Source organism: Rathayibacter sp. PhB186 (assembly GCF_003751825.1).
Lineage (GTDB): Bacteria > Actinomycetota > Actinomycetes > Actinomycetales > Microbacteriaceae > Rathayibacter > Rathayibacter festucae.
The window spans coordinates 84,017-96,964 of record NZ_RJKO01000007.1 but is presented as its reverse complement, the minus strand read 5'-3'; the positions used below and the strand labels follow the sequence as shown (position 1 = coordinate 96,964).

Below are 12,948 nucleotides of genomic sequence, written 5' to 3'. Positions count from 1 at the left end.
CTCGACCAGCATCCGCAGTGCGCCCCCTCATGCTGCTCGAGTAGCGCCCGCAGGGCGCGTATCGAGATCCACCGCACCCCCACCCGCCGCCGGCTCCGCCCCGTCGTACCGCGCCCGCGCCGCCTGCACCGCCGGCAGCTGGCGGTCGGTCCAGCGCAGCAGCGCGTCGACCAGCTCGTTCAGCGTGTCCCCGATCGGCGAGATGCGGTACTCGACCGCGATCGGCCGGGTCTCGAGGACGACGCGGCTGATCATCCCGTTGCGCTCGAGCCGGCGCAGCGTCGCGGTCAGCGACTTCTGCCCCACCGCCGGAACGGCCCGCCGCAGCTCGTTGAAGCGCAGCGGCTGCTCGCAGAGCTGATCGAGCACCTGCAGCGACCACTTGTCGAGCAGCTCGTCCAGCAGCTCCCGGTGCGGAGCGTCGACCTGCAGCAGCTCCGTCACGGTGGGCGCGGCGGCGGGTGGGGCTGTACTCGGGAGGCGTGCAGACCCGCCCGCTCCTTGCCGGTCGAGCAGCGCCGAAGGCGCGTATCGAGACCCGCCCGCCCCAGCACTCAACCCCCAGCACCCCGATCAGGGTCATCCCCGATGCCGCCCCGCCCAGGACCTCCGAGAATCGACTCATGCCTTCTGCCCCGTCCCGCCCGCGCCTCGTGCGCGCCCTCCTCGTCGCCCTGGTCGGCGGCCTGCTCCTGGGCGGGCTCACCAGCCTCCTGCAGGGCTCGCTGCCCGGGCCGGTGAACTCCTTCGCCAACTCCTCGGGCGGCTGGTCGATGCTGGTCTTCGCGCTGGTGCGGCTCGGCGGCGCGCGGCCCGTGGCGGCGGCGGCGCTCGGCCTCCTGACCTTCTGGGCCCTGCTGGAGGGCTACGACCTGGTGACCGCCGCGCGCGGCTTCGGCTACTCCCCGCCCTTCACCGACGTGTTCTGGCTGCTGGCCGTGCCGGCCGGACCGATCCTCGGCGCCGCCGCCGCCCTGACGCTGCACGGCTCGACGCCCTGGCGCGTGCTCGCGGTCGCCCCGCTGTCCGGCGTCCTGATCGGCGAGGGCGTCTGGGCCCTGCAGAACGTCGCCGACACCACCAGCCCGGTCTACTGGTGGCTCGAGATCGTCCTCGGCACGGCGTTCCTCGCTCTCGCGGTCATCCGGAGGCGACCGCGGGGGCCGATCGCCCTCGCAGCCGTCGCGGTCACGGCGGCGGCCGCGCTCGCCTTCGTCGTCGTCTACTCCGTCCTGTGAGCCGCCACCGCCCCGGATCGCCCACCCGATCCCTCCCCGTCCTCGCCGCCGGCCTCGCACTCGTGCTCTCCGGGTGCGCGGCGCCGAGCGGGCCCGCCACCTCGAGTCCGCCGACGGCGCTCCCGTCGATCTCCGCCGCATCGTCTCCGGAACCCGCCCCCGTCGACGTCTCCGCCGAGCTCGCCGCCCTCGAGGCCGAGTTCGACGCGCGGATCGGCGTCAGCGCCGTCGACACCGGCAGCGGCCGGCAGGTCCTGCACCGGCAGGACGAGCGCTTCGGCTACGCGTCGAGCATCAAGGCGCTGGCCGCCGCGGAGTTCCTGCGCAGCGTCCCCGTCGGCGAGCGCGACGAGGTCGTCACCTGGACCGCGGCCGACGTCGAGGCCGCCGGCTACTCCCCGGTCACGAGCGAGAGCATCGACGGCGGGCTGCCGCTGGCGCAGCTGGCCGAGGCCGCGGTCCGCCGCAGCGACAACACGGCGCTGAACCTGGTGCTCGACCGCCTCGGCGGACCGGCCGCCCTCGACCGGGCCCTCGAGCAGCTCGGCGACACGACGACCGACGTGGTCGACGAGGAGCCCGCCCTCAACACGATCGCACCGGGCGGCACCGCGAACACCACGACTCCGGCGGCGTTCACCGCCGATCTCACCGCCGTCGCACTCGGCGAGGCCCTTCCCAGCGCGGATCGCGCGCTGCTCCTGGACTGGATGAGCGGCAACGCGACCGGCGACGCGCTGATCCGCGCGGGCGCTCCCGAGGGCTGGACGGTCGCGGACAAGTCGGGCGGAGCGGGCGGCCTCCGCAACGACATCGCCGTCGTCACGCCCCCCGGCCGCGACCCGATCGTGCTGTCCGTCCTGACCTCCCGCAACGACCCGGAGGCGGACTACGACGACGCCCTCGTCGCGCGGGCGGCCGCTGTCGTGCTGGCAGCTCTGCAGTAGCCGGACGAAGGTGAGCGGCTGTCTGCCGCTCCGACCCCCCTCGGGGTGGTGTGTCGCGCGTCCGCGAGTCCCTATCCTGACGAAGCTGGGAGGCTCCCTGAATCCTTCCACAGGCTCGGCACCCGCTCCGGAGGTTCGCCCCCGGAGGTCCGCGAGCACGCGGTTCGCCCTCCCTCGGGAAGGTCGAGAAGCGCCTACCCGACCACCCGCTGCACGGCCGCTCGGGCGTCCGCGCCGCGGCGGCGTCACCGCGGCAGTGCCGCACCCCACAGCCCGGACCGCAGCGACGCGTCCTTCGGCACCGCTCCCCGGCGCGGCACCGATCCGCCGCCCGCTTCGAGGCTCCCTCGTCGACGCGCACCGGGCGACCTCCCGCACAGCACCAGTCCCCTCCCCGCACAGCACGAGTCGATCGGACGACACCACATGCCCCCGACCACCCGCTCCAGAACCGCTCTCCCCCTCCTCCGCCGCCCCAAGGACGCCCTGCGCGTCCTGGCGATCGCCGCCGCGGTGGCGATCGGCGTCACCGGAGTGTCAATCCCGGCCGCGTCGGCCGCGGAGGGCAGCGCCTCCCACGGGCCGGACGGCACGCACTACCCCTCGGCCACCCCCGACATCCGCTCCGGTGTCGCGGACTACACCGTCGTCGACGCCGCCGCGTCCGGCTCGGCGATCCGCAAGGCCCTCGACTCGCTCACCCGCACGCAGATCGCGGAGGGAGCCGTCGTCCGGGTCGCCCCCGGTCACATCTCCGACCTGTCCGCGCTCAACGGCTACCGCAACACCGGCAGCGAGAAGGTGCTGGTCACCGCCCGCGACGGCTTCCAGTCGGTCACCGGCGGCAACTGGGCGCTGCGCTCGGTCACCGGCATCACGCTGATGCGCTTCGACATCGACTCGCTCGACGTGAAGGGCGCCACCAACGCCTCGTTCGCCTGGCTGCGGATCAACAAGAACTGGCTCGGCCTCGCCGCGTCGGCGGGCGTGCCGGTGCGCGACGTCGAGCTGATCGAGGTCGTGGTGCCGGACTCGACGGTCAAGAGCGCCGACTCCGCGCAGATCAAGGCGTTCTCGCCGGACGTGATGGGCGACGTCCTGGTCGAGGGCAGCTACCTGGCGCCGTCCTACTACGTCGACGCCGTCTACGGCGGGTCGAACCCGGCGCGACCGCACACCGACACCCTCCAGATCGAGGGCAGCGGCGTCACCGGCCAGATCACCCTCCGCGACACGGTCGTGTTCACCTCCAACAACAGCGCCGTCATCGTCGGCGGCGTCCGGAACGTGGCGTTCGAGGACTCGTTCATCGTCGGCGGCCCGCTCGCGATGAAGCGCTACCCCTTCCTGCGCGGCGGTGCCGGCTACGCCGGTGCGATCAACGGCGCGGGCAGCGTCAGCGCGATCCAGGGCACCGGAGGCGGCAACATCGACGCCTCCGACTCGATCCTCGCCGGCTCGCTCCAGCCGAAGTGGGACACCGTGACGAACACCGTCACGAACATCGCGGGCAAGACCGCCACCCGCGGCGGCTTCACGCTCGACAGCACGCTGAGCTCCATGAGCGTCGACGAGCTCGACTCGAGGACGCCCCGCCCGACCACGTCCCGCCTGGTCGGGATCTGGGACGACGTCGACACCTCGACGCCGACGCCGACGCCCACCCCGACCGCGACGCCGACGGCGACTCCCACGGCGACGCCGGAGCCGACCGCGACGCCGACGGCGACCCCGACCGCGACGCCCGAGCCGACCGCGACCCCCGAGCCGACGTCGACCCCGACGCCGACCAAGACCCCGGAGCTCCCCGCGGAGACGCCCGACGGTGAGGACGGCGGAAGCGGACCCGTCGCCGACACGACCGCCCCGAAGGTCGCGATCACCTCGCCGTCGGCCGGCGCCGTCATCAGCGGCTCGACCACCGCCACCGTCACCGCGACCGACGACACCGCCGTCACCGGCGTGGCGTTCTACCTCGGCAACCTCAAGGTCGGCGACGGCACGAAGACCGGCGGCAGCACCTGGTCGCTGACCACCAGCACCGCCGGCATGCGCGGCACCTTCCCGCTCACCGCCCGGGCGACGGACGCGGCGGGCAACGTCGCCGCGAGCGCTCCCGTGACGGTGACGCTGCGCTAGCTCCCCGCGCTCAGCCCTGAAGGGCCGGCCCCTCGGCGACGAGGCGCCGGCCCTTCGCCGTCCCCACTGATCGCGCAGCCGCGTAGCGCCCCCCCCTCATGCTGGTCGAGCAGCCGCGCAGCGGCGTATCGAGACCCACCGTCCCCAGACCCTCACCGGCCGCGGCATAGTAGAGCCCGAATCGGCGTCAGCGCCAGTGCCCCACTGACGGGGCACGTCCCGTACATTGGCCGTGGAAGCACGCCACCCCTCCCCTTTCCCTGCCGCGCTGCCTCCACCTCCCCCGTCGACTCCGACGCACCGCCGTCCCCGAACCTCCTCCGCGCACCACCCGCCCTGCTCTCCCCGCACCGACCGCCCGGACCGCACCGCCGCGGGACTCCGAGGCCCCTTCAGGAGCCCCGGACCATTCAGCGCCTCGAGGCTCCTGCCGCGCCGTGCTCCGGGCACCCCTCCCCCCGCTGCCCGACCCGATCGGAAGACACCCCATGGCACGAGCCACTCCCCCCAGGTCGTCCCCCTCCCGTCCCCTCCGCCCCGCCGCGCGCCACGCGCGCCCCCGAGCGAGGACCGCCCTCGCCCGCCTCCTCGCGATCACCGCCGCCGTCGGGATCGCCGTCGGCGCGACAGTGCTCCACGACGCACCGGCCGCCTCCGCCGCCGTCTCCGCCACGACCTCCGGGCCCGACGGCACGCACTACCCCTCGGACACCCCCGACATCCGCTCCGGGCTCCCCCGCGGCACCACCGTCGTGGACGTCGCGGCGTCGGGCCCGGCGATCCGCACCGCGCTCGACCGGCTCACCGCGAACCAGATCGCGAACGGTGCCGTCGTCCGCGTCGCCCCCGGCCGCGTCGCCGACCTCTCGGCCCTGAACGGCTACACCAACAGCGGTGCATCCAAGGTCCTGATCACCGCGCGCGACGGCTTCCGCTCGGTGACCGGCGGCGACTGGGCGCTGCGCGGAGTCACGGGCATCACGCTGATGCGCTTCGACATCGATTCGCTCGACGTCAAGGGCGCGAAGCACGCCTCCTTCGCCTGGCTCCGCATCGCCGACAACTGGCTCGGTCTCGCCGCGTCGGCGGGCCTGCCCGTGCGGGACGTCGAGCTGATCGAGGTCGTCGAACCCGACTCGACGGTCAAGAACGCCGACTCGGCCCAGATCAAGGCCTACGCTCCCGACCAGCTGAGCGACGTCCTGGTCGAGGGCGGCTACTTCGCGCCCTCCTACTACGTCGACGCGAAGTACGGCGGCAACCGTGAGCCGCGCCCGCACACCGACACCCTGCAGATCGAGGGCTCCGGGATCACCGGCCAGGTCACGCTCCGCGACACCGTGGTGTTCGCCTCCAACAACAGCGCCGTGATCATCGGCGGCGTCCGGAACGTCGCCTTCGACGAGACCCTCGTCGTCGGCGGCAGCACGGCCGCGCAGCGCTACCCGTTCCTCCGGGGCGGCGCCGGCTCCGCCGGAGCGCAGAACGGCCCCGGCAGCCTGAGCGCGATCCAGGGCTCGGGCGGCGGCAACGTCGACGCGTCCGGCTCGACCTTCATCGGCTCGCTGCAGCCCAGCTGGGACTCGGTGACGAACACGCGGACGAACCTGCCCGGCAAGACGGCGCGATCGGGCGGCTTCACCGTCGACCAGAGCCTCGGCTCGCTGACCGCCGCCGACCTCGACGCGCGCAGCCCCCGGCCCACGACCGCCTACCTCGCCGGCATCTGGGACGACGTCGACCTCCGCGGCGGCGGCAGCACCCCGGCGGCGACCGCGACTCCGAGCGCCGCGCCGACGTCGACGCCCACGACCGCCCCGGCGACTCCCGCCCCGGCACCGACGGCGAGCCCGTCCGCGCCCGACGAGCCCGAGTCGCCCGCGGAGCCCGAGACCCCCGCAGAGGACACCAGCGCCCCCGAGGTCGAGATCACCGCGCCGGAGCCCGGTGACGTGCTCGGCGGCCCGGCGACCGCCACCGTCACGGCGACCGATGACGTCGCCGTGACCGGAGTCGTGTTCCTCGTCGAGGGCGTCGAGATCGGCGACGGCGTCCAGACCGACGAGGACACCTGGTCGCTGGCCTCCGACACCGGGGGACTGCAGGGCACCTTCGCGCTCACCGCCCGGGCGACGGACGCGGCGGGCAACACGACCGAGAGCGCCCCGGTCTCCGTGACGCTGCAGTAGCGCAAGCAGACCGACGAAGGGCCGCCGTGCTGAGCGCACGGCGGCCCTTCGTCCTGCGCCCGGGCGACCCGACGGCCCGCGCCATCCGCTCCGGCGACACTGCGCAGCTGGGAGAAGGGTGTGACACTTCCTCAGGTCACCGCTTTGCTCCGCCGAGCCCCCTACAGGAGTCGCAGATGCACACACGCCCACCGCAATCCCACGGACAGCGCCGACCGAGCAGCAGGCCGCTCGACGTCGCGGCGTCCCTCGTCCTCACCGTCGGTCTGCTCGGTGCGGCCGCCCCCGTCGCCCACGCTGCCGAGACGACACCGTCGACAGCGGCAGCCGCGACGCCGGCCGCCGGCAGCACCCCGTCACCGACCGGAACCCCGTCCCCCGTCCCGCAGGTGAACGGGGGGCTCAAGACGTCGATCACGGCGACCTTCGGCGGTTCCCCCGACACGATCCTGAACGTCGGCTCGAGGGTCTACTACGAGCTCACCGCCACGAACATCACCGACGCACCCCTCCACGTGGAACTCGTCGAGTTCCCCGGCTTGGAGAACAACGTCCTTCTCGGTCCGGGTGACTCGAAGGTCTTCTCCGCGAGCACGCCCCTCGGCGGTGACTCGCTGCGCAAGGGCAGGTGGTCGGCCCCGATCGAGCTCGAGACGTGGACCACTTCGCCCTCGGAGAGGACGACGGTGACGGTCGTCTCCGACATCCCCCTCCCGAGCGCCCAGGTGGAGAAGCGCGTCCCGTCGTTCTGGGATCCGATCGTGCCGGAGCCGACCCCGACGCCCACGCCCACGCCGACGACCAGCGCGCCGGAGCCGCCGCCCCTCCCGGTGCCGACCGTCGCCACCCAGGAGATCACGGTGACCGTCACGGGGAAGTTCCTGACGGAGCCGGGTGAGCTCGTGAAGGAGGGCACTCGCGTCGAGTTCTCGCAGGACGTGAAGAACACGGGACCGGTCGACATCACGAAGGTCCTCGGTCGCGAGAAGCTCGCGGTCGGCGAGTCGTTCCACCTGACCACGACCGAGGCCGTCGTCACCGCGCAGAACCTGAAGGACGGGTTCGTGACGCCGGAGTCGGAGTCCTCCAACGAGATCCTTCCGGGCGGCACCCGGGTCATCGTGTCGGCGCCGAAGCTGCCCATCCCCGCCAAGGCTCCGGTGTCCACGGAGAAGCCGGATCTCGAGGTGAAGGTCTCCGGCACGTTCCAGGTGAAGGAGGGCGAGCCCGTCGTCGCCGGCACGAAGGTGGAGTGGGTCGCCGCGCTCACGAACACCGGGGACACCGCTCTCCGCGACGTCCAGGTCGCCGACAGCGAGAAGCTCGCCGAGCTGCCCGTCGGGAAGACCGGCGTGGTCTCCTTCGAGAGCACCGTCAGCGAGCGCGACGTGCTCGATCACTCGATCTCCGTCGCCGCTGCGGCCACGGCGATCACGCGGGACGGCTACGACTACTCGAAGCAGACCCTCGGCACCCTCGCCATACCCGCGACGACTCCTGACCCGGCCGGTCCCGACGCCCCCGCGCCGGCGGGACCCGCGTCCCCCGCTGCAGCCGGCGCCGACGCCCAGCCCGCCGCGACGCCGTCCAGCGCAGCGGCAACCCGGTCGGCCACCGAGGTCTCCACCTCCTCGAGCCGCGGTGAGGTCGCCACCTCGGCCGCAGCGGGGGCGACTCGGTCGACGGCCGGTCACCTCGCCTCCACCGGTTCCGATGCCGCCGCCGTGCTGCCCGCAGCGGGGGTCCTCGCCCTGCTCGGCGCCGCCGGCGTCTTCCTGGGCCGCCGCCGCAGGAGCCGCACCGTCACCGAGTGACGATCGTGCCGGGCCGGCGGGTCGGCACCCTCCTCCACCGACTCGGCTCCCGCGCTCAGGGAAGGGCCGCCGTGCACCCTGCACGGCGGCCCTTCTGCGCGCCCGACGACCCGACGTCCCGCGCCAGTCGATGCAGAGAGCAGACGCGACCACGCGAGCGGTGTGAGACTTTCTCGCGTCCACGTTGCTCCGCCGAGCCCCGACAGGAATCGAAGATGCTCACACCCTCACCTCGCCCGCACGGCCCGCGCCGATCGAGCAGCAGACCGCTCGACGTCGCGGCCTCCCTCGTCCTCACCGTCGGCCTGCTCGGCTCCGCCGCGCCCGCTGCCTTCGCGGCCGACGCGGCGCCGGCCGCCCAGCCTCAGGCCGCACCGTCCTCGCCGGCGACGGTCGCCGTGAAGCCCGCCCTCGAGCGGTCGGTCACCGCCGTGTTCGAGCCGTTCGACACCGGGAACCCCGGTCAGAAGGGCGTCCGGGTGAAGTACACGGTGCGCCTCAAGAACACCGGCGACGTCCCGCTGAACGTCTTCCTCAAGGAGATCCCGCAGCCCGGGAACGCACCGATCACGGTCGCCGTCGGCGAGACCAAGGACGTCACCCGGCCCTCCCTGCTCACCGATGAGGAGCTGCGCAGCGGCGTCTGGTCCTACTCCACCGCCGGAGACGCGTACGCCCCCGACGGCGCCCGCATCGACGCGAGCGTGAGCGCCACGATCCCCGTCCCCGGCGCGCAGCCGGCCACGCCGACCCCCGCACCCACGCAGCCCGCCACGCCGTCGCCGACGCAGCCCGCCACCCCTGCACCCACGTCGGCGCCGGCGGTCGAGCACCCCGCCCTCGAGCGGACGGTCACCGCCGAATTCGTGCCGATCTCCCTGTTCCCGGTGAATGAGCGAGTGAGGGTGAACTACACCGTGCATCTCACCAATAAGGGCGATGTTCCGCTGGAGGTCTCCCTCGATGGGCAGTTCTCCACTCCGGGTCCAGTCGTCCTCGCCGTCGGTGAGTCGAAGGACATCAGCGGCAGCCGGGTGTACGCCGCCATCGGTCAGAAGCTGAAGAACGGCATCTGGTCCGAAACGTTCTCCGGCTTCGCGGTGACACCCGGAGGTGCTCGCATCGATGCGACCATCAACACTTCGATCCCTCTTCCCGGCGTGACGCCCGCCACCCCGACCCCTGCGCCGACCCAGCCCGCCACGCCGACCCCTGCGCCAACGCAGCCCGCTGTGCCGAGCACGCCGACGCCCGCACCCACGGTCGCACCGGCCAGCGCCGACCCGGCCGTGACCGTCACGATCACGGGGAAGTTCCTGACGGAGCCGGGTGAGCTGGTGAAGGAGGGCACGCGTGTCCAGTTCACGTACGACGTGAAGAACACGGGCGGAGTCGATCTGAAGGACGTCCTCGGGCACAAGACGTTCAAGGTCGGCGAGTCGTTCCTGCTGAACACGACGGAAGCCGTCGTCAGTGCGCAGAACCTCAAGGACGGCTTCGTCTCGGCGCAGTCGAAGCTGGTCCGGGGAACGCTCCCGGACGGTTCGCGCGTGACGGTCTCGGCGCCGTTCGAGTACAAGCTCCCCATCCCCGAGAAGCCCCCGATCCCGGTGCCGGCGCCGGATCTGGACGTGACGATCGCCGGAACGTTCCAGGTGAAGGAGGGCGAGCCCGTCGTCGCCGGCACGACGGTGAAGTGGGTCGCCCAGCTCACCAACACCGGCAACGTCGCACTGCGCGACCTGCAGGTCTCGGACAGCGACAAGCTCGCCGAGCTGCCCGTCGGTGAGACCGGCGTGGTCTCCTTCGAGACCACCGTCACCGAGCGCGACGTCTTCAACCACTCGATCTGGGTCGCATCCCTCGCCACCGCCACGACGCCCGACGGGACCGCCTTCAGCAAGCAGACCCTCGGCACCCTCGCCATCCCCACGGTGACGCCGACTCCCACGCCGACCCCGACGCCGACGCCCAGCCCGACCGCGACCCCCACGGCGGGCCCCACTCCGGTCGGCCCCGACGTCCCGCCGAGCGGTGGCGCGGTCGCGCCTGCCGCCGGAGCGGCGAGCAGGGCGGGCAAGGAGATCGCGGTCCCGACCGCCCCCGCTGCCGCGTCGTCGTCGAAGCAGTCGACCACGGGCCACCTCGCCTCGACCGGTTCCGACGCCGCCGCCGTGCTGCCCGCCGCCGGAGTCCTCGGCCTCCTCGGCGCGATCGGCGTGCTCCTCGGCCGCCGCCGCCGGCGCAACGGCACGGCCACCGACTAGAGCTCGAACCGTCCCGGTGAGCGAGGCGAGTCAGTCGCCGAGACGGAATCGCTTCCGACGAGGGGCCGCCGTGCATCGCGCACGGCGGCCCTTCTCGTGCGTCCGCGCTGAGCGACGTGCCGCGACATCCCGGCGTGAGGCGGGAGGGGGCGATCCCAAAGCTGTGACACTTCCTCAGTCACCCTTCGTGCTCCGCCGAGTCCCCCAGGAGTTGCAGATGCTTCCACGTACGCCCACGACGCCACCATCGCGCCGATCGAGCGGTCGCCCGCTCGACGTCGCAGCGTCCCTCGCCCTGACCGTCGGCCTCCTCGGCTGCGCAGCGCCCATCGCCCAGGCGGCCGACGCGACCGCGACCACCGTCGGTGCCGACCCGGCGCCGACCGCCCTCGGTCAGTCCGCGCCGCCCGCGAGCACCACTGGAAAGCCCCCGTGGAAGGGGGCGTTCGACGTGTTCTTCCCAACAGCACCCGTCGCCGTGGGCACGAAGATCACGGTCAAGGCCCACCTCGTCAACACCGGCGCTGTCCCGCTGAAGGTGACCATCGACCCGCTTCCCCAGCCCGGCGGCGCTCCCGTCGACATCGCTCCCGGTGAGAAGAAGACCTTCATCGGCGAGTCGACCGTCACGGCGGAGGAGCTCCGCACGGGCACCTGGGCCCTCGACATCTCGATCCGATCCGTCAGCCCCGACGGCTCCGTCGACGTCACGACCTCGAATCTCCGGAAGCAGTTCCCTGCGGTCGCGCCGACCACGCCGCCCTCGCAGCCCGCCACGCCGGCTCCGGCACCGACGCAGCCCGCCACGCCGGCACCGACGTCGGCGCCTGCCGTCGAGCACCCCGCCCTCGAGCGGACGGTCACCGCTACTTTCATCCTTCAACCCACCACCGATGGAAGCGAGCCTGCCGTCGAGATCGGGTTCACGATCCACCTCAAGAACACCGGCGACGTCCCATTGAACGTGTTCCTCGACCGCTACAGCCGGCCGGGCGTTGGTCCAATCCCACTTGCGGTGGGCGAATCCAAGGACCTCGACCATGACAACGACTTCGTTGGGGTGAGCAAGCTGGCGAGCGGTTCATGGCGCTTCACTACCGGGGGGACGGCTTACACCCCGAAGGGAGCTCGCATCGATGCAGGCATCGACACCTCGATTCCTGTTCCACAAGGGATTTTGCCCGTACCGACGCCCACGCCGACGCAGCCCGCCACGCCGACTCCTGCACCGACGCAGCCCGCTGTGCCGAGCACGCCGACGCCGGGTCCTTCGATGGCGCCGGCCAGCGCCGATCCTGCGGTGACGGTGACGATCACGGGGAAGTTCCTGACGCAGCCGGGTGAGCTGGTGAAGGAGGGCACGCGTGTCGAGTTCACGTACGACGTGAAGAACACCGGCGGAGTCGATCTGAAGGACGTCCTCGGGCACAAGACGCTCAAGTTCGGCGAGTCGTTCCTGCTGAACACGACGGAGGCCGTGGTGAGTGCGCAGAACCTCAAGGACGGCTTCGTCTCGGCGCAGTCGAAGCTGGTCCGGGGCACGCTTCCGGACGGTTCGCGCGTGACGGTGTCGGCGCCGTTCGAGTACAAGCTCCCCATCCCCGAGAAGCCCCCGATCCCCGTGCCGGCGCCGGATCTGAACGTGAAGATCGCCGGAACATTCCAGGTGAAGGAGGGCGAGCCCGTGGTCGCCGGCACGAAGGTGAAGTGGGTCGCCGAGCTCACCAACACCGGCAACGTCGCACTCCGCGACCTACAGGTCTCGGACAGTGAGAAGCTCGCCGAGCTGCCCGTCGGCCAGACCGGCGTGGTCTCCTTCGAGACCACCGTCACCGAGCGCGACGTCTTCAACCACTCGATCTGGGTCGCATCACCCGCCACCGCCACGACGCCCGACGGGACCGCGTTCAGCAAGCAGACCCTCGGCACCCTCGCCATCCCCACGGTGACGCCGACCCCCGCGCCGACCCCGACCCCGACGCCCGGCCCGACGACCAGCCCGACCGCCACCCCCACGGCGGGCCCCACTCCGGTCGGCCCCGACGTCCCGCCGAGCGGCGGCGCCGCCGCGCCTCCCGCCGGAACAGCGAGTCGTGCAGGCAAGGAGATCGCGGTCCCGACCGCCGCCTCCGCCGCAGCATCGTCGTCGTCGTCGAGACAGTCGACCGCGGGTCGCCTCGCCTCGACCGGATCCGACGCCGCCGCCGTGCTCCCCGCCGCCGGAGTCCTCGGCCTCCTCGGCGCGATCGGCGTGCTCCTCGGCCGCCGCCGTCGGCGCAACGGCACCGCCACCGAGTAGTCACCACGACGAGCCGGCGGGTGATGGCGGTCACCCGCCGGCTCCTCACGTACCA

At 72.7% G+C, this 12,948-nt stretch carries 8 protein-coding genes; 7 read left to right on the top strand and 1 reads right to left on the bottom strand.

Translation table 11 applies throughout. The features are described 5' to 3' along the window. Positions 1 to 27: 27 nt before the first annotated feature. Complete coding sequence (locus EDF45_RS16485) at positions 28 to 444, bottom strand: helix-turn-helix domain-containing protein (RefSeq protein ID WP_123737078.1); 417 nt, start codon at positions 442 to 444, stop codon at positions 28 to 30. A 179-nt stretch (positions 445 to 623) separates the two neighbouring features. Here EDF45_RS16485 and EDF45_RS16480 point away from each other — a divergent pair, with 179 nt between their 5' ends. From EDF45_RS16480 to EDF45_RS21045, 7 genes are all read left to right on the top strand, one after another. After that, on the top strand, positions 624 to 1,238 hold the full coding sequence (locus EDF45_RS16480) for a DUF6518 family protein (protein WP_148060316.1): 615 nt from the start codon (positions 624 to 626) through the stop codon (positions 1,236 to 1,238). Then, a complete protein-coding gene (gene bla / locus EDF45_RS16475) occupies positions 1,235 to 2,185 on the top strand; it encodes a class A beta-lactamase (RefSeq protein WP_123737080.1) in 951 nt (316 codons plus the stop codon). Before EDF45_RS16480 ends, bla begins: the two co-directional genes overlap by 4 nt. A gap of 426 nt (positions 2,186 to 2,611) precedes the next feature. Next, the gene (locus EDF45_RS21375; protein WP_185020230.1) at positions 2,612 to 4,324 is read left to right on the top strand and encodes an Ig-like domain-containing protein; all 1,713 of its coding nucleotides are present in this window, start codon (positions 2,612 to 2,614) and stop codon (positions 4,322 to 4,324) included. Positions 4,325 to 4,812: 488 nt separating this feature from the next. Beyond that, positions 4,813 to 6,513 carry an Ig-like domain-containing protein gene (locus EDF45_RS21370; RefSeq protein ID WP_185020229.1) on the top strand — a complete coding sequence of 567 codons (1,701 nt, stop codon included), beginning with the start codon at positions 4,813 to 4,815 and terminating at the stop codon, positions 6,511 to 6,513. Positions 6,514 to 6,689: 176 nt separating this feature from the next. Then, complete coding sequence (locus EDF45_RS16460) at positions 6,690 to 8,327, top strand: LPXTG cell wall anchor domain-containing protein (RefSeq protein WP_123737082.1); 1,638 nt, start codon at positions 6,690 to 6,692, stop codon at positions 8,325 to 8,327. A gap of 215 nt (positions 8,328 to 8,542) precedes the next feature. Then, positions 8,543 to 10,594: an LPXTG cell wall anchor domain-containing protein gene (locus EDF45_RS16455; protein WP_123737083.1), complete on the top strand. Its 2,052-nt coding sequence runs from the start codon at positions 8,543 to 8,545 to the stop codon at positions 10,592 to 10,594. Between the two features lie 217 nt (positions 10,595 to 10,811). Continuing rightward, positions 10,812 to 12,893, top strand: a complete 2,082-nt coding sequence (locus EDF45_RS21045) for an LPXTG cell wall anchor domain-containing protein (RefSeq protein WP_148060317.1) — start codon at positions 10,812 to 10,814, stop codon at positions 12,891 to 12,893. The last annotated feature ends 55 nt before the right edge of the window (positions 12,894 to 12,948 follow it).